Source organism: Bacillus sp. 204(2023) (genome assembly GCF_037027505.1).
In the GTDB taxonomy this organism is placed as follows: domain Bacteria; phylum Bacillota; class Bacilli; order Bacillales; family Bacillaceae; genus Bacillus; species Bacillus subtilis.
In genome coordinates this window covers 153,593-174,614 of the sequence record NZ_JAXCHE010000007.1, presented here as the reverse complement: position 1 = coordinate 174,614, position 21,022 = coordinate 153,593, and the positions used below count along the sequence as shown (strand labels likewise).

The window sequence follows — 21,022 nt, the reverse complement described above, 5'->3', positions numbered from 1 at the left end:
ACAGGCGATATTTTGTAATCATAAGGTCTTTTTGACTAGTTTCTTCTATTTAAATAGTCCTTCTCTTCAGCTGGGACGAATCAGTGTGAATTCTTCCCCCAGCTTGGCATAGTGATTTCCCGCCAAGCGTGAGGCAGGCTTTAATTCATCCGTTAAAATATATCCCTTTTCTGCATCATACACCTTTTCATCTAGGTGGAAGCAGACAACCCTTCCGATGAGCAGATCTGCTGTAGTGATGCCTTGATCATTGTCAAAGGTAATATGCCGCTCTAATTTGCACTCAAAGCGAACGCGGGCTTCCTTAATGCCGGGAACTGAAACAGCTTTGCTTTCAACAGGATGAAGCGAGGTGCGTGTAAGCTCGCTTTCATCCGGCCTTAAGCTTGCAGCTGTTTCATTGATATCTTCAATGATGGCTTCATCACTGACATGAACGACAAATTCTCCGTTCTCCACTGCGTTTCGCGCTGTATCTTTTTGGCGTCCTTCCGTCCTGTTAACAGAAATACTGAGAAGCGGAGGATCTGAGCTGACGACGTTATAAAAACTGAAAGGCGCGGCATTGACCGCTCCTTCTGAAGAAAGTGTTGTCACAAATGCAATGGGGCGGGGAATAACGGTACCTGACAATAGCTTGTATGTGTCTTTGGCACTAAGCTGATCAGCTTGAAATATGTACATAGCAACAACCGCCTTTATCGTTAGGATACCTTGATTATAACGAAATGGTTTAAAGGAAACCAAATGATGCGGGTTGCATATGTTATGTCATGACATATATCTAATACAGGGCAAATAAAAAAATAGGCTTCCGTACCTCCGCCGGCAGCCTATTGAAACAATGAAAACTTAGATTATTTGTATTTCTTTTTGACTACCCAGCAATTGCCGTCTTTCCAGTATTCTTTTTTGCTGTCATAATCATCGTGTCTTTTGTAGTCGTCGCAGTGGTGGTGCGGTTTTTTGTAGTATTTCTTATGGGAACGATAAGATTTTTTGTGTGTACGGCATGACTTCTTATAGCTGCGAGATTTTTTCTTGTGAGAACAGTATGACTTTTTGTAGCTGCGAGATTTTTTGTAAGAACGGCAAGATTTTTTGTAGCTGCGAGATTTTTTGTGAGAACGGTACGATTTTTTGTGGCTGCGTGATTTCTTGTGAGAGCAGTATGATTTTTTATGGCTGCGAGATTTTTTGTGAGAGCAGTATGATTTTTTGTGACTGCGAGATTTTTTGTGAGTGCGGTGCGACTTTTTATGACTGCGTTTTTTTCCATGAGGCTCTTGGTATAAATAATCCTTTAAACCTTCTTTTTTTGCGGATTTCACCGCTTCTTTGATGTCAGAATGGGAATAGTGGCCCAATTTGAAATCCTCCTTTTAAAAATGATGTTAAGGATGAAGATCCTTACTACCCTCATAGTACGCGCGGTTTTAAAAAGTGTATAAGTGTTCCGCTGAGATCTTATAAAAAATAAAAGCCTAATATTTGTAAGGAGGATTATGGATGAAGAATCAATCCAATTTACCGCTTTATCAGCTGTTTGTTCATCCAAAAGATTTGCGTGAATTAAAAAAGGATATATGGGACGATGATCCGGTGCCAGCTGTGATGAAGGTAAATCAAAAAAGGCTGGATATTGATATCGCTTATCGGGGATCACATATCAGAGACTTCAAAAAGAAGTCATACCATATTTCCTTTTATCAGCCGAAAACATTCCGCGGCGCGCGAGAGATTCACTTAAATGCGGAGTATAAAGACCCTTCCTTGATGAGAAACAAATTGTCTCTGGATTTTTTCTCGGAGCTAGGGACACTGTCTCCAAAGGCAGAGTTTGTGTTTGTAAAGGTGAACGGGAAGAATGAAGGGGTTTATCTTGAACTTGAATCCGTAGATGAATATTATTTGGCGAAAAGGAAGCTGGCTGATGGCGCGATTTTTTACGCGGTGGATGATGATGCTAATTTTTCTCTGATGAGCGATTTGGAAAAGGAAACGAAGACGTCGCTGGAGCTTGGATATGAAAAGAAGACAGGGACTGTGGAAGATGATTTTTATTTACAGGATATGATTTTTAAAATTAATACTGTCCCTAAAGCTCAGTTTAAGTCAGAAGTGACAAAACACGTGGATGTCGATAAGTATTTGCGCTGGCTTGCCGGTATTGTATTCACCTCGAACTATGACGGGTTTGTCCACAACTACGCATTATACAGAAGCGGGGAAACCGGATTATTTGAGGTGATTCCTTGGGATTATGATGCGACCTGGGGCAGGGATATCCATGGAGAGCGGATGGCTGCCGATTATGTAAGAATTCAAGGATTTAATACACTAACCGCCCGGATATTGGATGAATCCGAGTTTCGCAAGTCCTACAAGCGCCTGTTAGAAAAAACGCTCCAATCTCTTTTTACGATAGAATATATGGAACCGAAAATCATGGCGATGTATGAGCGGATTAGGCCTTTTATCTTGATGGACCCATACAAAAAGAATGATGTTGAGCGTTTTGACCGGGAGCCGGATGTGATTTGTGAATATATTAAAAACCGTTCACAATACCTCAAAAATAATTTAAGTATTTTATGAATGTGTGAAAATAGGTATTCTGCTGAAAAAGCGACAATTAGGCGATTGAATTAGTTCAACAAATAAACGTGACACGTATATATGCAATATGTTTATCATCTATGTATAAGTGACTAGGAGGAACTTGAATGAGCAAGAGGAGAATGAAGTATCATTCAAATGATGAAATATCTTATTATAACTTTTTGCATTCAATGAAAGATAAAATTGTTACTGTATATCGTGGAGGCCCGGAATCTAAAAAAGGAAAATTAACTGCTGTAAAATCAGATTATATTGCTTTACAAGCTGAAAAAAAAATAATTTATTATCAGTTGGATCATGTGAAAAGTATTACTGAGGATACCAATAATAGCACCACAGCAATTGAGACTGAGGAAATGCCCGACGCTGACGATTTTCATAGCTTAATCGGACAATTCATGAACCAATCAGTTCAATTTAATCAAGGGGGTCCGGAATCTAAAAAAGGAAGATTGGTCTGGCTGGGAGATGATTACGCTGCGTTAAACACAAATGAGGATGGGGTAGTGTATTTTAATATCCATCACATAAAGAGTATAAGTAAACATGAGCCAGATTTGAAAATAGAAGGACAGACGCCATCAGGTGTCTTGGAAGCTGATGATTTAAGCGAGGTTTTTAAGAGTCTGACTCATAAATGGGTTTCAATTAATCGTGGAGGTCCGGAAGCCATTGAGGGTATCCTTGTAGATAATGCCGACGGCCATTATACTATAGTGAAAAATCAAGAGGTGCTTCGCATCTATTCTTATCACATAAAAAGCATCAGCTTAGGCCCAAAAGGGTCGTACAAAAAAGAGGATCAAAAGAATGAACAAAGCCAGGAAGACAATAATGATAAGGACAGCAATTCGTTCATTTCTTCAAAATCATATAGCTCATCAAAATCATCTAAACGATCACTAAAATCTTCAGATTATCAATCATCCAAATCTGGTCGTTCGTCACGTTCAAAAAGTTCATCAAAATCATCTAAACGATCACTAAAATCTTCGGATTATCAATCATCCAAATCTGGCCGTTCGTCACGTTCAAAAAGTTCATCAAAATCATCTAAACGATCGCCAAGATCATCAGATTATCAATCATCAAAATCATACAGCTCATCAGGTTCAAAGAGTTCATCAAAATCATCTAAACGATCACCAAGATCTTCAGATTATCAATCATCAAGATCACCAGGTTATTCAAGTTCAATAAAAAGTTCAGGAAAACAAAAGGAAGATTATAGCTATGAAACGATTGTCAGAACGATAGACTATCACTGGAAACGTAAATTTTAATAGATAATGGAGGAGCATCAGATTAAGTGATGCCCTTTTTCAGTTAAAGGAGGAGAATCGTGAAAGGTTTGAATCAATTCCTTAACACAGATGTTGAGGTTGTCATTTCAGGAGATACAAGGTTTGTCGGCACCCTCATAGATATCGGACAGGATATTTTTGTTATTTTTGATGGCTGCAATTATCTTTATATTCCCTTGTTGCATCTTCATCAAATGAACAAGGCGAAAATAATGACCAGTACTGAGAAGCCATTTTTGATCAATCCGGAAGATCCAATGATAGAGGCAGAAACTCAAGCTTTTTCATATAGAAATACATTAAACAAGGTCAAAGGCCAGTTTATTGAAGTTTATGTAACTGGGGGTCGATCGATCCATGGGTATGTTACAAATGTTTTAAACGATTATATTGTATTTTTCTCACCCGTATTTAAAATACTTTTTATATCTATGCATCATTTAAAATGGTTTACCCCTTATTCAACTGAACAAACACCGTATACTCTTGACAACTCACAATTGCCGGTCGTGCCTTCCAAAGTTCCTCTTGTGCGTAATTTTGAGGAGCAGATCAAAAAAAATATTGGTGAATTGGTCATATTTGATATGGGAGAGGTGCCAGAAAAAGTCGGACTATTAAAGGGTGTCTCTAATAATATCATTGAGCTTATTAACGCAAGTGGAGAGCCAGTCATTTGGAAGTTAAATCATCTAAAAACAATGCATCTTCCCTAGTGTATACAAAACTGCCCTCTTGAATAGCAGAAGGCAGTTTTTCGTTTCATACTGTGCTAAAGAAATAACCAACTGATCCAAAAATATAAACATGTTAACGTAAAAAGAACAGTCAGCGGAATGATGATAATGGTCGTTTTTATATATTCGCCCCATGAAATACTTTCATCATGCTGTTTTAATATATGCATCCAAATAAGCGTGGCTAAGGTTCCCATAGGTAATAATAATGAACCGATATCACTGCCGATAATATTTGCCAAGTAGATGATTTTTGTTGTTGAAGGATTCAGGGTCATTTCAGTTAAGGTAAAAGTACTGATCATTAACGCTGGATGGTTGTTAAAGAGATTAGAAAAAACTGAAGTAGAGATACCTGATGCGAAAGTTGCGTGGGCGAGGCTTCCAGAAACCACAGGTTCAAAATAATTCACAAGTAACTCAGTGAATCCAATATTATGCAGACCATAAATTAAGACATACATAGTAAAAGCGAATATAAAAATGTGCCAAGGCGATTTATATAACAAGTCTCTTGGGGAGGTTTTGAAATAAATCCATCTCCAGCTCAACAGGATAAAAGATCCGATGACAGCGACTAGAGGAACAGAAATACCGGTATATGATGCTGCAAATAGACTCATTCTGACGAGAAAAACAAATGCAAGCACAAACAACATGATTTTTGTTTGATTTTGTTCTGGTAAAGGAGCTGATGGCGAATGAAGAGGATGGTACCTTCTATGCCGCAGAGACTGAAAATGGCTCGGTATATCTGGCAGGTTCTTGGGAAGACGTTTATAAAAGAACATAAACAGCAGACAAGTCATAAAAATGAGTCCCATCATACTAGGGACAAACATCATGGCAGTGTGAAGATATAGATCCATTCCAATGATTTTGAGAGAAATTAAATTAACAATATTACTTACGCCAATCGGTGCGCTAGAGGCTGTGGCTATTAAAACACCGCTTAATAAATAAGGGACTTTTTGATGTTTTTTTAAACCTAAATATTTTAGTACAAGCAAAAGGATTGGAGTTGTGATCAAAATGCTCCCATCATTATTCAGGAAAATGGTCATGAGAAAGCAGAGCAAATTGGTTAGCCAAAAAAGCTTGATGCCTGAACCCTTGGATTGTTGGAGCAGTTTTGCAGCCACCCAATAAAAGAAACCAAAGCTTTCTAGTGCAATGGCCATAATCATAGTGGCAAGGATTGTAACCGATGCACCCGTGACTTTTGTTCCGATTTCCCCTAAGTCTGCCAATGACACACTTCCGCACAATAAAACCATTAAAGCGCCAAATGTGGCGGGGATAGCTTCATTTAGTCCTTTTGGTCTCCAGAAAATAAAAATCATTGTTACGAAAAAAGCGAGCAATGTGAATATGCCGGTGAACTCAATAATTTACTTCACCTCTCTATCTTTCATTTTTAAAATCAAACTAATGTCCTGCGCTTACTAATGTCCTTGCCAACTATTTGTACTGTATGTATACGTATACTGATATAAAGTTGTACTAAGCGATTATATTAAATTAATAAAATTTCCATAAGAAACCCAAAAGAAAAAAGAGATTGCAAGTATCGTTCATGTACCTGCATCACTCTCTTTAGTTCTTGTCTGCTGACAATTTGAAATATGAATAAAATGCTTTATAAGCGGATTATGATTGTCTTTGCGGTAAGCGATAACCCATTCGGCATTAAGCTGTATTTGGTCCATTTTTCGATAAGTAACATCCAAATTAAATAATTTTTTGGCTGAGGAAGGAACAAATGTCATACCAATTCCAGCGCTGACTAAACCAATCACCATTTGATATTCTGTGGCTTCCTGGACAATGTTGGGTCTGAAGCCCGCTTGTTCACAGAACTGAATAAAATCCATGTATAGAGTAGGCCATGCTTCTTTAGCAACAGTAATAATTGGTTCATCTCTTAAATCCTCAATCGTAATTGATTCCTTAGAAGTCAATGGGTGTTGCTTAGGCAAAGCTAAAACACAAGGGCTGCTTTGGGCGGTTTCGATATGTAAAGCTGTATGCTGTAAGGGAGGATGAAGTATACCAATATCAATGTTGCCCTTTAGTAGCTCCTCCTGCTGCCTAGACGAGGATATTTCACGCAGTTCTATTTTCACAGATGGGAATTTTTTACGATATTCCCGGACAATCGGCGGCAGAAATTCATATGTAGCTGATCCGACAAAACCGATTACGAGAAGGCCTTGCTCGCCGCGGGCCGTCCGCTGTGCCAGTTCAATTCCTTGTCCGATTTGCATCAATGCCATGCGGCAATGATTTAAAAAGATTTCTCCTGCTGCGGTAAGCTCGACAAATCGTTTTGTCCTTTTCAGAAGCGTAACTCCGACTTCTTCCTCCAGCTGTTTGATCTGCTGGCTGAGAGGAGGCTGCGTCATGTTCAGCCGCCGGGCAGCCTTTCCGAAATGAAGCTCTTCGGCTACTGCGATAAAGTATTGAAGATGGCGAAGCTCCATTCAATATGCATTCCTTTCCATAGGTTAATAATTCGTATTACATATTAATCATAAGGCGAATCGATATTGGAGGTCAATTTCCAAAGAGTGTATAGTGAAACTTATCACAAGATATTTAAAATTTTACGTTTAAAATGCATAATAAGGAGTGAGGGTGTTGACAAAAGCAACAAAAGAACAAAAATCCCTTGTGAAAAACAGAGGGGCGGAGCTTGTTGTTGATTGCTTAGTGGAGCAAGGTGTCACACATGTATTTGGCATTCCAGGTGCAAAAATTGATGCGGTATTTGACGCTTTACAAGATAAAGGACCTGAAATTATCGTTGCCCGGCACGAACAAAACGCAGCATTCATGGCCCAAGCAGTCGGCCGTTTAACTGGAAAACCGGGAGTCGTGTTAGTCACATCAGGACCGGGTGCCTCTAACTTGGCAACAGGCCTGTTGACAGCGAACACTGAAGGAGACCCTGTCGTTGCGCTTGCTGGAAACGTGATCCGTGCAGATCGTTTAAAACGGACACATCAATCTTTGGATAATGCGGCGCTATTCCAGCCGATTACAAAATACAGTGTAGAAGTTCAAGATGTAAAAAATATACCGGAAGCTGTTACAAATGCATTTAGGATAGCGTCAGCAGGGCAGGCTGGGGCCGCTTTTGTGAGCTTTCCGCAAGATGTTGTGAATGAAGTCACAAATACGAAAAACGTGCGTGCTGTTGCAGCGCCAAAACTCGGTCCTGCAGCAGATGATGCAATCAGTGCGGCCATAGCAAAAATCCAAACAGCAAAACTTCCTGTCGTTTTGGTCGGCATGAAAGGCGGAAGACCGGAAGCAATTAAAGCGGTTCGCAAGCTTTTGAAAAAGGTGCAGCTTCCATTTGTTGAAACATATCAAGCTGCCGGTACCCTTTCTAGAGATTTAGAGGATCAGTATTTTGGCCGTATCGGTTTGTTCCGCAACCAGCCTGGCGATTTACTGCTAGAGCAGGCAGATGTTGTTCTGACGATCGGCTATGACCCAATTGAATATGATCCGAAATTCTGGAATGTCAATGGAGACCGGACAATTATCCATTTAGACGAGATTATCGCTGACATTGATCATGCTTACCAGCCTGATCTTGAATTGATTGGTGATATTCCGTCCACGATCAATCATATCGAACACGATGCTGTGAAAGTGGAATTTGCAGAGCGTGAGCAGAAAATCCTTTCTGATTTAAAACAATATATGCATGAAGGTGAGCAGGTGCCTGCAGATTGGAAATCAGACAGAGCGCACCCTCTTGAAATCGTTAAAGAGTTGCGTAATGCAGTCGATGATCATGTTACAGTAACTTGTGATATCGGTTCGCACGCCATTTGGATGTCACGTTATTTCCGCAGCTACGAGCCGTTAACATTAATGATCAGTAACGGTATGCAAACACTCGGCGTTGCGCTTCCTTGGGCAATCGGTGCTTCATTGGTGAAACCGGGAGAAAAAGTGGTTTCTGTCTCTGGTGACGGCGGTTTCTTATTCTCAGCAATGGAATTAGAGACAGCGGTACGACTAAAAGCACCAATTGTACACATTGTATGGAACGACAGCACATATGACATGGTTGCATTCCAGCAATTGAAAAAATATAACCGTACATCTGCGATCGATTTCGGAAATATCGATATCGTAAAATATGCGGAAAGCTTCGGAGCAACTGGCTTGCGCGTAGAATCTCCAGACCAGCTGGCAGATGTTCTGCGTCAAGGCATGAACGCTGAAGGTCCTGTCATCATAGATGTCCCGGTTGACTACAGTGATAACATTAATTTAGCAAGTGACAAGCTTCCGAAAGAATTCGGGGAACTCATGAAAACGAAAGCTCTCTAGCACTCTGCGCATCACGACACTGTTTTATGAACAGCACTAAATAAAAGGAGTGAAGGGAAATATGAAACGAGAAAGCAACATTCAAGTGCTCAGCCGCGGTCAAAAAGATCAGCCTGTGAGCCAGATTTATCAAGTATCAACAATGACTTCTCTATTAGACGGAGTATATGACGGGGATTTTGAACTGTCAGAGATTCCGAAATATGGAGACTTCGGTATCGGAACCTTTAACAAGCTTGACGGAGAGCTGATTGGGTTTGACGGCGAATTTTACCGTCTTCGCTCAGACGGAACCGCGACACCGGTCCAAAAAGGAGACCGTTCACCGTTCTGTTCATTTACGTTCTTTACACCGGACATGACGCACAAAATTGATGCGAAAATGACACGCGAAGACTTTGAAAAAGAGATCAACAGCATGCTGCCAAGCAGAAACTTATTTTATGCAATTCGTATTGACGGATTGTTTAAAAAGGTGCAGACAAGAACGGTAGAACTTCAAGAAAAACCTTACGTGCCAATGGTTGAAGCGGTCAAAACACAGCCGATTTTCAACTTCGACAACGTGAGAGGAACAATCGTAGGTTTCTTGACACCAGCTTATGCAAACGGAATCGCCGTTTCTGGCTATCACCTGCACTTCATTGACGAAGGACGCAATTCAGGCGGACACGTTTTTGACTATGTGCTTGAGGATTGCACGGTTACGATTTCTCAAAAAATGAACATGAATCTCAGACTTCCGAACACAGCGGATTTCTTTAATGCGAATCTGGATAACCCTGATTTTGCGAAAGATATCGAAACAACTGAAGGAAGCCCTGAATAAAAGAAAAAAAGAAAGCCCCTTTTAGCAGGGCTTTCTTTTTATTTGGCTCTTTTCCTGATTTTAGATAAAATAACATCAAAACAGTAAAGGTGTGGTCTGATGAAAATATTGGTTTTGGCAGTGCATCCTCATATGGAGACCTCAGTTGTTAATAAGGCGTGGGCTGAGGAATTGAGTAAACATGACAATATCACAGTACGGGATCTTTATAAGGAATACCCGGATGAAGCGATAGATGTTGCGAAGGAACAGCAGCTGTGCGAGGAATACGATCGGATTGTCTTTCAATTCCCGCTATATTGGTACAGCTCTCCGCCGCTCTTGAAAAAATGGCAGGATCTTGTGCTGACTTACGGCTGGGCTTTTGGTTCAGAAGGAAATGCCTTGCATGGCAAGGAGCTGATGCTGGCTGTATCAACAGGGAGCGAAGCGGAAAAATATCAAGCGGGCGGAGCAAATCATTACTCGATCAGTGAGCTATTGAAACCGTTTCAGGCCACGAGTAATCTGATCGGCATGAAGTATCTGCCTCCATATGTGTTCTATGGCGTGAATTATGCAGCTGCAGAGGACATTTCTCACAGTGCAAAACGGTTAGCCGAATACATCCAGCAGCCTTTTGTTTAAAAGAAAGCCCTGTCCAACATACGGCAGGGCTGTATTAGTTTAAAAATCCGGCAGCTCAGACAGGTTATTTTCCTTGATGCCGTCCGGTTCACTTCGCAAAATGTCACGCCCGTATTTATGGAAGACATCAACATGAGCGAGTTTTCCTGATTTTGCTTCTGACAGCGCAGTAGGATAGTCGAGCTCTCTTCCTGTATTGGTTTTCACTGCGATAATATTGTCTTCCTCATTTCTTCTAACCGCAATAATTTCTTCTTTTCCAGATGGAACATTTTCCTGGTCGACAGTTGTTTGCCGGGCTTTATACGATTCATATGCTGCTTCAAATTGATCCATATTTACACCTCCGCTTTTTAGAGTGAACAAAAATGTCGATGATCATGTAAGGTTTCGACACAGCATACGACAATATTTCCTGAGAAATATCTTGGGAATGTGACAAATCAATTTATAATAAAAGGGATTCCGCATAAATGCGAAATCCCTCTCAGTTATTTTGTCATGTGTAAATCCTTTGTTTTCATATAACCTGTCGCACCGCCGTAATCAACGAATACCCAATCAAAATCAAAACCGCCTTTATTCGTTTTACTCCAGCCTAAAAAAGAAACGCTTGTGTCTGCTGGAAGAGTCTTAATGCTCTTTCCATCAGCGGATGTATATACTTTTGTTTTTGTTTTGGTTTTTACCGTTGTCGCTGCTTTTACAATGTAATGAGTGGATACAAATCCTATTTTTCCGTTTTTATACTGAACCTTTGCCCAGTCAGCATTTGAGAAGGAAATCAGCTTTAGGCTATCTCCTAAGTGCAGCGTATCGGCTTTCTGGCTTGATGCGGAAGCCTTCGTTCTGACATTTAGAGCCTCTGCTGATACCAAATAAGAATCAATCGGATAACTGTATAAATCATCAATGCTTACCGTTGTTTCTGGCTGTTGGGCATGGATCGTTCCAGCGCCCCCTGCAGCAGCCGCAGTCATTCCAGCCGCAAGTGCTAATGTTGAAAATATTTTTGTTGGTTTGTTCATGCCGTTCCTCTCCTCACGTAAGAGAAATAATTCATTCTATATCCCTATTCACGTTATCGCAGGTTCCTAAACATCAGACAATTATTTTTGTGTTTCTAGTTTGAGAGGCGCGGATATTGTTTTTTGCACTTTTTTTCCGTGCAAAATATCATCTGCTGCTTCTGTAGCCAATTTACCGATTAATTCAGGCTGCTGAGCGACGGTGGCTGACAGCTTTCCGCCTTTAATGGAAGCGAGCGCATCTTTATTGCCGTCAAAACCGATCACCAATATGTCTTTCCCCGAGCTGTTAATTGCCTCGAGAGCACCGAGCGCCATTTCATCGTTGTGAGCAAAAACAGCTTGGATATCAGGATGTCCCTGCAACAGGTTTTCCATGACAGTCAGGCCTTTCGTGCGGTCAAAGTCAGCTGATTGTTTTGTGACAACTTGGAGTTTTTGGTCTGCGATGTTATGGAATCCTGAGCCGCGTTCCCGTGTGGCAGATGCGCCGGGGACGCCTTCAAGCTCTGCCACCTTTGCTCCTTTTCCAAGTTTGTCGGCAATAAACGCCGCGGCCATTTCACCGCCTTTTACATTATCGGAAGCAACGAGGGTTTCAACTTTTCCTTGTTCGGCAGATCGATCGATTGTTACGACGGGCACACCGACTGCGTTTGCAGATTCTACTGCCGTTGAGATCGCCGAAGAATCAGTCGGGTTGATTAATAATGCATCAACACCTTGCTGAATTAAATCTTCCACGTCACTCGTCTGTTTCGATGAATCATTTTGTGCATCAACAATGATGACTTTCATTCCCCGTTTTTTAGCTTCTTTTTCGATACCCTTTTTTAATGAGACAAAAAAAGGATTATTAAGTGTTGAGACGGACAAGCCAATGGTGAATTCCTTTTTGTTCCCCGAGTTTGACGGCTTTGCCCATTGGGGAGGCTCAAGCGAACAGGCGGTTAACAAAAATAATGATAACGTTAAAATGACGGATACAGCCTTTTTCATGTGAAAACCCTCCTAAGCTGACTTCTTGCGGTCTAACAATACCGCAATTAAGATAACAATCCCTTTGACAACCAGCTGATAAAATGATGAGACGCCAAGCAGATTAAGTCCGTTATTAAGTGTGCCGATGATCAGCACCCCGATTAACGTGCCAACAATGCGCCCTCGGCCGCCGGAAAGACTTGTCCCTCCTAAGACGACTGCCGCGATAGCATCAAGTTCGTACGATTCCCCCGCAGTCGGCTGGGCCGAATGCAGGCGGGAAGTCAATATGGCACCTGCAAGAGCGGATAAAAGCCCGGCTAAAGAATAGATCATCACTTTCACGCGCGTCACTTTGATGCCTGAAATGAGCGCGGCTTTTTCGTTGCCGCCAATAGCGTACGTTCGGCGTCCGAATGGTGTTTTATGAAGAAGCACCCAAAGGATGACAAAGGCAAGAACCATCGTAATCGCCGGTACAGGAATGCCTAAAAAGTAACCGCGTCCGAACATCTGAAAAGCGTAGTTTGTGCCAAGTCCGGTAATCGGATTTCCATCTGTATACACTAGTGTCAGTCCGCGAAACACAGTCATGGTCGCAAGCGTGGCGATAAAGGGTGCCATTTTTCCTTTAGTAATCAATAATCCGTTGATCATGCCTAGTACGGCACCAATGATACAGCCAAGGATGATCGCGAGAACCGGATCGACACCGGACACAATCATCCCCGCAACTAAAGCACTGGACAGGGCAAGAATAGCGCCGACAGAAAGATCAATGCCGCCTGTCAAAATGACAAAGGTCATCCCGAACGCGATTAATCCGTTAATGGCGACCTGGCGAAGCAGGTTTAAAATATTCAGCGGTTCAAGAAAGCTGGGATTTAAAATAGATACAATGATAACGAGAATAAATAAACCAAGAAACGGGCCGAGTTTTTGCATGACTCCGTCGAAGTGAATCCGTTTTTGTTCTGTTTGCAGTTGTTCCGTTTTCATATTACCGCCCTCCCGTGGCAAGTGTCATAATTCGTTCTTGTGTTGCTTCTCGCGCATGGATCTCTCCGCTGATTCTGCCTTCATGGACAACGATAATCCGATCGCTCATTCCCAGAATTTCAGGCAGCTCTGATGACACCATGATGATAGCGACGCCGCGTTCGGTCAGCTCATTCATCAGCGTATAAATCTCTCGTTTGGCGCCAACATCCACACCTCTGGTTGGCTCATCCAAGATAAGCACTTTCGGTCCGATGCCGATCCACTTGGCTATCACCACTTTTTGCTGGTTTCCTCCTGATAAATGGCGTGCGTGCGTTTCCGGTGATGCTGTTTTGATAGTGAGGCGTTTGATTAACAGATCGACAAATTCAGCCTCCCGCTTATGATCAATGAGACCCTTTGGTGAGAAGCTGGACAGATTGGGCAGGGCAATATTTTCGCGGATCGAGGTGTCGAGCAGGAGCCCTTCATCCTTGCGATTCTCTGTAATAAAGCCGAGACCTTTTTTCACGGCTTCCTGCGGGTTCTTAATAGCCGTTTTTTTCCCAGCGATCCATATCTCACCCGTGTCCAGCCTGTCAACGCCGAACAGCGCTCTCATCATTTCTGTCCGGCCGGCTCCCATTAATCCTGAAACACCGACGATCTCACCGGAACGCACATAGAAGCTGACATCCTCAAAACTCCCTTTTACGGAAGCATTTTTCACCTCGAATACTTTGTCACCGAGAGAAGGAGTGCGTTTTGGATATCGTTCAGTCAGCTCCCGTCCGACCATTTTTTTGACGACTTCATCAAAATCAGTTTCTGAGATGTTTGTTGTATCTACCGTTTTTCCGTCACGCATGATGGTAATTCTGTCGCAAATCGCAAAAATTTCTTCCATGCGGTGCGAAATATAGACAATGGAGACGCCGTTCTTTTTTAACGCTGTAATGACCTCAAAGAGCTTGCTGATTTCACGTTCAGTCAACGCTGCGGTCGGTTCATCCATAATGATGACCTCGGCATTTGTCATAAGCGCTTTTGCGATTTCGATCATTTGCTGCTGTCCGACGGAACATTCGCCGGCTTCTTGATCAAGAGAAAGAGAGACGGAGAGTTTGTCAAATTGCTCTTTTGCTAACGCTTTCATTTTTCTTGTTTGTAAGACGCCCAGCTTGGAGGATATCTCTTTACCGATAAATAGATTCTCAAGAACGGTCATTTCCGGCCAGATATTCAATTCCTGATGGATAAAGGCTATTCCATGCTGTTCCGCTTCTTTTGGATTGGAAAAATACGTTTCGTTTCCGTTTATGCTGATTTGACCTTTATCTGCTTTGTGCAGTCCTGTCAAAATGTTCATAAGCGTGGACTTGCCGGCGCCGTTTTCTCCCATCAATGCATGTACCTCGCCAGGCACTAGCTGAAAGGAAACGCCTGACAGCACCTGGTTTTTTCCGAATGCTTTATGAATGTCTTTCATTTCAATCTGCATGTTTCATCCTCCTTTCTAGAAAAGCACACCCGCCTGCAGGATGCAGTTGGCATATGGTGTGAATTCTCCTGTTCTTATGACTGCCTTTGCTTCATTTGTCAGCAGCTTAAACTCCTCATGAGAAAGGTATTCAATCTCTTGTTCAGAGAAAAGATTTTCTAGAAATCTCGCATTCTCCTGATTGGATGCTTTTATTTCAGCTGCAGCAATGACTTTTTCGACCGCCATTTCCTCAGCCAGTACTGCCGCTGTATCTTGGAAAGCCGGAAGGCCCGGCTTCAGTGAAAGATCAATTTTCAAAACGCCGTCGGGAACAGGCAGTCCGGCATCCGCAATGACAATTTTATCAGTGTGGCCAAGGTCGGCTAAAATCTTGGCAAGATGGCTGTTCAGTATACCGTGTTTTTTCATGACAGCAGCTCCTCTACTTCATTTCTTGTCGGCATTCCGCCTTGGGCACCGAAGGAACAGACAGAAAGGGAAGCGGCACGATTGGCAAACCGCAATGCGGCTTCAATATCTTTTCCCTCAGCCAGGGCCACGGCAAAGGCTGCGTTAAACGTATCACCAGCTCCGGTTGTATCAACGGGATCAACAGGGAAGGACGGGATGAGCACTTCTTTGCTGCCAGCCGAATAGCGGACGCCTTGTTTTCCTTCTGTAATAAAGAGCTTTGCCGGATAAAGCGCCAGAGCTTCAGAAATGGTAAGCTCAGGGAATAAAATCGAAGCCTCGTGTTCATTCGGCGTCAGATAGGTAGCGTGATCAATTGTTTCCTGCTTGAGCGGGCGGGCCGGTGCCGGGTTTAGCATGATCGGGATATCGTGAGAATGGCAGTATTTGCACACCTCCTCAACCGTTTCTTCTGGGATTTCCTGCTGAATCAGCACCATATCGACCTTTTCAATCTGTTCGAGCACATTTAACGCATACGCTGGGGTGATGTCATCGTTCGCGCCTTTGACAACGACAATGCTGTTGTCGCCTTCAGCAAGCACAATATGAGCGGTTCCGCTTTCCGTATGTGTAACCGGTTCCATATAGTCAATGCGAACGCCGTTAGCTTTGAGATTATTCAAAATAGCTGTTCCATAATGATCGTCTCCAACCTTGCCGACCATAAACACTTGTGCCCCAAGTCTGGCTGCGGCAACGGCCTGATTTGCTCCTTTTCCGCCCGGCACAGTCTGAAATGACGTGCCAAGAACCGTTTCACCGGCTTTTGGGCGTTTGTCCGAGGTAACCACTAAATCCATAGAACAGCTACCAATCACACAAATATTACGCATCTTAATCTTCCTTTCTTGTCGTCTTTCTTCCTATATAGGTGACAGGCATTTGAATTGCCGTTTCTGCCAGCGGCTGTTTTTTGATGATACCCAAAAGCAGTTTGGCAGCTTCTCTCCCCATATCATATGCGGGCTGTTTAATTGTAGAAAGTGGCGGGAACAGAAGTCCGCTTTGCGGAATGTCATCATAGCCGATAATTTGAATGTCCTCCGGCACGTTTTTTCCGCGCCGCAATGCTTCATGTAAAACGGCAGCGGCTTGAATATCATTACTCGCGATCACACCATCTGTCGCTGGATAAGCGGCAAACAGCTCCTTCGCCATCGATTGTGCATCTTTAATTGAAAATGAAGCCGTCTCAATGACCTGAAAATCAACTTCAGCCTGCTTTAAGATTTCCAAAGCGCCGTTAAATCGATCTTGAGCGGTCGGCAGGTGAGCGGGTCCTCTCAAGAGCGTAATGCGCTGGCTTTTCCCGTGAATGATAGCCTGAGCGGCTAACTTTCCTCCTGTATAGCCGTCACTGGACACAGAAGGAGCCCCTTCAAGTGTTCTGTCCAGAAAAACAACTGGATAATTCATGCCGCTGTATTCCTCGAGATCCGGGTAATTTGTTGCGGCAATAATGCCTGCGACATGATTTTGCTTAAAGGTTTGAAGGTATTCAAGTTCTTTTTTCAATTCCTCGTCACTGTTGCCGAAAATAAGGCGATAGCCTTCCCGGTTCAATTCATCCTCCGCACCGCGGGCAAGCTGGGGGAAGAAAGGGTTTGTGATATCCGGGAGCAAAAGTCCGATCAGTCGGGATTCTCTTTTATATAGAGATCTGGCGACTTCGTTCGGGTAATAGTTCAGCTTCGCCATCGCCGCTATGACACGCGTTCGCGTTTCTTCGTGTACATAGCCGTTATCATTCAGGACGCGGGAAACCGTCGCAACTGAAACGCCCGCCGCTCCGGCGACATCTTTAATTGTAGCCAAAACAGCTCCTCCTTGTTTATGTAACCGTTTACATAGATAGATTATCATGAACAATCCGAAGTTAGCAATAAAAATATAAAAAGAAATCCACTTGTAAATTGTATATATAATTGAAAAATTTAAGGTTTTTACTCTTTTTTTGACAAAGTCTTCACAAATATGGATGAAGATTTCATGAACAAATATTAAGTTTTATTAAAATTGTTTCAAAGTCATGCGTTTAGACCTGTAAATGGTGAGAAACAGAAAAGACTATCATCCCAGAAAATGTTTAATTATGTTAGAGAATTCGGACTCGTATGTTTAGCGTTTTCATCTCGAACCTCCTTAGTCATTTTGGAATGGGCCTAATATTGCTTATTCCATGCAGAAAGGATGACATTATGACCTTGTCCTTAAGAAACGGGATAAAACTATTTTGTGTTCATAAGAACCGGAAACACGCATGATAGCAGGAAATGCTTGATAACACAGGCTGAAAAAAAGATTGATTTGAAATGCATATTAAATACAAACAGCAGGATGTGACTATACGTCCAGAAGGATATCAGGAGAAAAATGAAAGCGCATTCTCATCAATTTTTAAAAAAAGTGATAAGGTATAAGTCCTGCTGTTTTCCAAAAATAGAAAACATTTTGTAGGTATAAAATCTCTTTCAAACGAGAAGTTTGGCTTAGTCGATTAGGGAAGATTATGTTACATAATGCCGATTGAGAATTCATAGTGATTCTATATACTGATGAATGAATTTACAACAATATAGAAGGAGATGTCGAAAAGCAATGTGGTTACTCATTATAGCCTGTGCTGTCATACTGGTCATCGGAATATTAGAAAAACGACGACATCAGAAAAACATTGATGCCCTCCCTGTTCGGGTGAATATTAACGGCATCCGAGGAAAATCGACTGTGACAAGGCTGACAACCGGAATATTAATAGAAGCCGGTTACAAGACTGTTGGAAAAACAACAGGAACAGATGCAAGAATGATTTACTGGGACACACCGGAGGAAAAGCCGATTAAACGGAAACCTCAGGGGCCGAATATCGGAGAGCAAAAAGAAGTCATGAGAGAAACAGTAGATAGAGGGGCTAACGCGATTGTCAGTGAATGCATGGCTGTTAACCCAGATTATCAAATCATCTTTCAGGAAGAACTTCTGCAGGCCAATATCGGCGTCATTGTGAATGTTTTAGAAGACCATATGGATGTCATGGGGCCGACGCTTGATGAAATTGCAGAAGCGTTTACCGCTACAATTCCTTATAATGGCCATCTTGTCATTACAGATAGTGAATATACCGAGTTCTTTAAACAAAAAGCAAAAGAACGAAACACAAAAGTCATCATTGCTGATAACTCAAAAATTACAGATGAGTATTTACGTAAATTTGAATACATGGTATTCCCCGATAACGCTTCTCTGGCGCTGGGTGTGGCTCAAGCACTCGGCATTGACGAAGAAACAGCATTTAAGGGAATGCTGAATGCGCCGCCAGATCCGGGAGCAATGAGAATTCTTCCGCTGATCAGTCCGAGCGAGCCTGGGCACTTTGTTAATGGGTTTGCCGCAAACGACGCTTCTTCTACTTTGAATATATGGAAACGTGTAAAAGAAATCGGTTACCCGACCGATGATCCGATCATCATCATGAACTGCCGCGCAGACCGTGTCGATCGGACACAGCAATTCGCAAATGACGTATTGCCTTATATTGAAGCAAGTGAACTGATCTTAATCGGTGAAACAACAGAACCGATCGTAAAAGCCTACGAAGAAGGCAAAATTCCTGCAGACAAACTGCATGATCTAGAGTATAAGTCAACAGATGAAATTATGGAATTGTTAAAGAAAAGAATGCACAACCGTGTCATATATGGCGTCGGCAATATTCATGGTGCCGCAGAGCCTTTAATTGAAAAAATCCACGAATACAAGGTTAAGCAGCTCGTAAGCTAGGGGGAAATGCAGACATGTTCGGATCAGATTTATACATCGCACTAATTTTAGGTGTACTACTCAGTTTAATTTTTGCGGAAAAAACAGGGATCGTGCCGGCAGGACTTGTTGTACCGGGATATTTAGGACTTGTGTTTAATCAGCCGGTCTTTATTTTACTTGTTTTGCTAGTGAGCTTGCTCACTTATGTTATTGTGAAATACGGTTTATCCAAATTTATGATTTTGTACGGACGCAGAAAATTCGCTGCCATGCTGATAACAGGGATCGTCCTAAAAATCGCGTTTGATTTTCTATACCCGATTGTACCATTTGAAATCGCAGAATTTCGAGGAATCGGCATCATCGTGCCAGGTTTAATTGCCAATACCATTCAGAAACAAGGTTTAACCATTACGTTCGGAAGCACGCTGCTATTGAGCGGAGCGACCTTTGCTATCATGTTTGTTTACTACTTAATTTAATGTAAGGTGTGTCAAACGATGAAAAAAGAACTGAGCTTTCATGAAAAGCTGCTAAAGCTGACAAAACAGCAAAAAAAGAAAACCAATAAGCACGTATTTATTGCCATTCCGATCGTTTTTGTCCTTATGTTCGCTTTCATGTGGGCGGGAAAAGCGGAAACGCCGAAGGTCAAAACGTATTCTGACGACGTACTTTCAGCCTCATTTGTAGGCGATATTATGATGGGACGCTATGTTGAAAAAGTAACGGAGCAAAAAGGGGCAGACAGTATTTTTCAATATGTTGAACCGATCTTTAGAGCCTCGGATTATGTAGCAGGAAACTTTGAAAACCCGGTAACCTATCAAAAGAATTATAAACAAGCAGATAAAGAGATTCATCTGCAGACGAATAAGGAATCAGTAAAAGTCTTGAAGGACATGAATTTCACAGTTCTCAACAGCGCCAACAACCACGCAATGGATTACGGCGTTCAGGGCATGAAAGATACACTTGGAGAATTTGCGAAGCAAAACCTTGATATCGTTGGAGCGGGATACAGCTTAAGTGATGCGAAAAAGAAAATTTCGTACCAGAAAGTCAACGGGGTAACGATTGCGACGCTTGGCTTTACCGATGTGTCCGGGAAAGGTTTTGCGGCTAAAAAGAATACGCCGGGCGTGCTGCCCGCAGATCCTGAAATCTTCATCCCTATGATTTCAGAAGCGAAAAAACATGCGGACATTGTTGTTGTGCAGTCACACTGGGGCCAAGAGTATGACAATGATCCAAACGACCGCCAGCGCCAGCTTGCAAGAGCCATGTCTGATGCGGGAGCTGACATCATCGTCGGCCATCACCCGCACGTCTTAGAACCGATTGAAGTATATAACGGAACCGTCATTTTCTACAGCCTCGGCAACTTTGTCTTTGACCAAGGCTGGACGAGAACAAGAGACAGTGCACTGGTTCAGTATCACCTGAAGAAAAATGGAACAGGCCGCTTTGAAGTGACACCGATCGACATCCATGAAGCGACACCTGCACCTGTGAAAAAAGACAGCCTTAAACAGAAAACCATTATTCGCGAACTGACGAAAGACTCTAATTTCGCTTGGAAAGTAGAAGACGGAAAACTTACGTTTGATATTGATCATAGTGACAAACTAAAATCTAAATAAACGGAGTGATAAAGATGAAATTTGTCAAAGCCATCTGGCCGTTTGTTGCCGTAGCCATCGTGTTCATGTTTATGTCAGCTTTTAAATTCAATGATCAGCTGACAGATCAGGAAAAACAGAAGATTGATATGGAAATGAATAAAATCCAACAGCAGGAAGAACCGGTAAACGCCAATAAATAAATCAAAAAAGAGAGTG

22 protein-coding genes are annotated in these 21,022 nt (G+C 42.3%); 10 read left to right on the top strand and 12 right to left on the bottom strand.

The window, feature by feature from the left end:
* Positions 1–66: 66 nt before the first annotated feature.
* Both WA279_RS15240 and cotG read right to left on the bottom strand, forming a co-directional pair.
* Entirely contained in the window at positions 67–684 is a 618-nt protein-coding gene (locus WA279_RS15240; RefSeq protein ID WP_014481120.1) for a flavin reductase family protein, read from the bottom strand.
* 173 nt (positions 685–857) lie between these two features.
* On the bottom strand, positions 858–1,367 hold the full coding sequence (gene cotG, locus WA279_RS15235) for a spore coat protein CotG (protein ID WP_336155888.1): 510 nt from the start codon (positions 1,365–1,367) through the stop codon (positions 858–860).
* A 142-nt stretch (positions 1,368–1,509) separates the two neighbouring features.
* Between cotG and cotH the strand changes: the two genes are divergently transcribed.
* The 3 genes from cotH to WA279_RS15220 all read left to right on the top strand — a co-directional run bounded on the left by cotH (position 1,510) and on the right by WA279_RS15220 (position 4,642).
* Positions 1,510–2,598: a spore coat protein CotH gene (cotH, locus tag WA279_RS15230; RefSeq protein ID WP_014478176.1), complete on the top strand. Its 1,089-nt coding sequence runs from the start codon at positions 1,510–1,512 to the stop codon at positions 2,596–2,598.
* Positions 2,599–2,726: 128 nt separating this feature from the next.
* Entirely contained in the window at positions 2,727–3,905 is a 1,179-nt protein-coding gene (locus tag WA279_RS15225; RefSeq protein ID WP_077670996.1) for a spore coat protein CotH, read from the top strand.
* A gap of 59 nt (positions 3,906–3,964) precedes the next feature.
* Positions 3,965–4,642, top strand: coding sequence for a DUF2642 domain-containing protein (locus tag WA279_RS15220; RefSeq protein ID WP_106073337.1), 678 nt, complete (start codon positions 3,965–3,967; stop codon positions 4,640–4,642).
* 56 nt (positions 4,643–4,698) lie between these two features.
* On the opposite strand, the gene WA279_RS15215 is transcribed toward WA279_RS15220, so the two are convergent.
* Entirely contained in the window at positions 4,699–6,027 is a 1,329-nt protein-coding gene (locus WA279_RS15215; RefSeq protein WP_336155887.1) for an arsenic transporter, read from the bottom strand.
* Between the two features lie 210 nt (positions 6,028–6,237).
* Positions 6,238–7,146, bottom strand: coding sequence for an acetoin biosynthesis transcriptional regulator AlsR (gene alsR / locus WA279_RS15210; protein WP_003227859.1), 909 nt, complete (start codon positions 7,144–7,146; stop codon positions 6,238–6,240).
* Between the two features lie 157 nt (positions 7,147–7,303).
* On the opposite strand from alsR, the gene alsS reads away from it, so the two are divergent.
* The 3 genes from alsS (at position 7,304) to WA279_RS15195 (ending at position 10,472) form a co-directional block, all read left to right on the top strand.
* Positions 7,304–9,016: an acetolactate synthase AlsS gene (gene alsS, locus WA279_RS15205; RefSeq protein ID WP_251188357.1), complete on the top strand. Its 1,713-nt coding sequence runs from the start codon at positions 7,304–7,306 to the stop codon at positions 9,014–9,016.
* A gap of 61 nt (positions 9,017–9,077) precedes the next feature.
* Positions 9,078–9,845 (top strand): acetolactate decarboxylase, encoded by a 768-nt coding sequence (budA, locus tag WA279_RS15200; protein WP_024572687.1) that lies wholly within the window; start codon positions 9,078–9,080, stop codon positions 9,843–9,845.
* 99 nt (positions 9,846–9,944) lie between these two features.
* Positions 9,945–10,472: an NAD(P)H-dependent oxidoreductase gene (locus WA279_RS15195; protein ID WP_003242788.1), complete on the top strand. Its 528-nt coding sequence runs from the start codon at positions 9,945–9,947 to the stop codon at positions 10,470–10,472.
* Between the two features lie 39 nt (positions 10,473–10,511).
* Here the strand turns inward: WA279_RS15195 and WA279_RS15190 are convergent, their stop codons facing one another.
* From WA279_RS15190 to WA279_RS15155, 8 genes are all read right to left on the bottom strand, one after another.
* Positions 10,512–10,808 (bottom strand): DUF3892 domain-containing protein, encoded by a 297-nt coding sequence (locus WA279_RS15190; protein ID WP_003227867.1) that lies wholly within the window; start codon positions 10,806–10,808, stop codon positions 10,512–10,514.
* Between the two features lie 155 nt (positions 10,809–10,963).
* Positions 10,964–11,500, bottom strand: coding sequence for an SH3 domain-containing protein (locus WA279_RS15185; protein ID WP_336155886.1), 537 nt, complete (start codon positions 11,498–11,500; stop codon positions 10,964–10,966).
* A gap of 81 nt (positions 11,501–11,581) precedes the next feature.
* Positions 11,582–12,499 (bottom strand): ribose ABC transporter substrate-binding protein RbsB, encoded by a 918-nt coding sequence (rbsB, locus tag WA279_RS15180; protein WP_336155884.1) that lies wholly within the window; start codon positions 12,497–12,499, stop codon positions 11,582–11,584.
* A gap of 12 nt (positions 12,500–12,511) precedes the next feature.
* Complete coding sequence (gene rbsC, locus WA279_RS15175) at positions 12,512–13,480, bottom strand: ribose ABC transporter permease RbsC (protein ID WP_003227873.1); 969 nt, start codon at positions 13,478–13,480, stop codon at positions 12,512–12,514.
* A 1-nt stretch (position 13,481) separates the two neighbouring features.
* Positions 13,482–14,963, bottom strand: coding sequence for a ribose ABC transporter ATP-binding protein RbsA (gene rbsA / locus WA279_RS15170; protein WP_327830305.1), 1,482 nt, complete (start codon positions 14,961–14,963; stop codon positions 13,482–13,484).
* Between the two features lie 15 nt (positions 14,964–14,978).
* Positions 14,979–15,374: a D-ribose pyranase gene (rbsD, locus tag WA279_RS15165; RefSeq protein ID WP_327828457.1), complete on the bottom strand. Its 396-nt coding sequence runs from the start codon at positions 15,372–15,374 to the stop codon at positions 14,979–14,981.
* Positions 15,371–16,252 (bottom strand): ribokinase, encoded by an 882-nt coding sequence (gene rbsK, locus WA279_RS15160; protein ID WP_336155883.1) that lies wholly within the window; start codon positions 16,250–16,252, stop codon positions 15,371–15,373. Before rbsK ends, rbsD begins: the two co-directional genes overlap by 4 nt.
* Position 16,253: 1 nt before the next feature.
* Complete coding sequence (locus WA279_RS15155; protein WP_015714821.1) at positions 16,254–17,234, bottom strand: LacI family DNA-binding transcriptional regulator; 981 nt, start codon at positions 17,232–17,234, stop codon at positions 16,254–16,256.
* Between the two features lie 783 nt (positions 17,235–18,017).
* Here WA279_RS15155 and pgsB point away from each other — a divergent pair.
* Genes pgsB through edmS form a run of 4 tightly spaced genes read left to right on the top strand, consistent with a single transcriptional unit; the run spans position 18,018 to position 21,006 of the window.
* The gene (gene pgsB / locus WA279_RS15150; RefSeq protein WP_014478160.1) at positions 18,018–19,199 is read left to right on the top strand and encodes a poly-gamma-glutamate synthase PgsB; all 1,182 of its coding nucleotides are present in this window, start codon (positions 18,018–18,020) and stop codon (positions 19,197–19,199) included.
* 14 nt (positions 19,200–19,213) lie between these two features.
* Positions 19,214–19,663: a poly-gamma-glutamate biosynthesis protein PgsC gene (gene pgsC, locus WA279_RS15145; RefSeq protein WP_003227889.1), complete on the top strand. Its 450-nt coding sequence runs from the start codon at positions 19,214–19,216 to the stop codon at positions 19,661–19,663.
* An 18-nt stretch (positions 19,664–19,681) separates the two neighbouring features.
* Positions 19,682–20,824 (top strand): capsular polyglutamate synthetase PgsA, encoded by a 1,143-nt coding sequence (pgsA, locus tag WA279_RS15140; RefSeq protein ID WP_003243306.1) that lies wholly within the window; start codon positions 19,682–19,684, stop codon positions 20,822–20,824.
* A gap of 14 nt (positions 20,825–20,838) precedes the next feature.
* Positions 20,839–21,006, top strand: a complete 168-nt coding sequence (gene edmS, locus WA279_RS15135; protein ID WP_003227896.1) for an extrachromosomal elements maintenance protein EdmS — start codon at positions 20,839–20,841, stop codon at positions 21,004–21,006.
* The last annotated feature ends 16 nt before the right edge of the window (positions 21,007–21,022 follow it).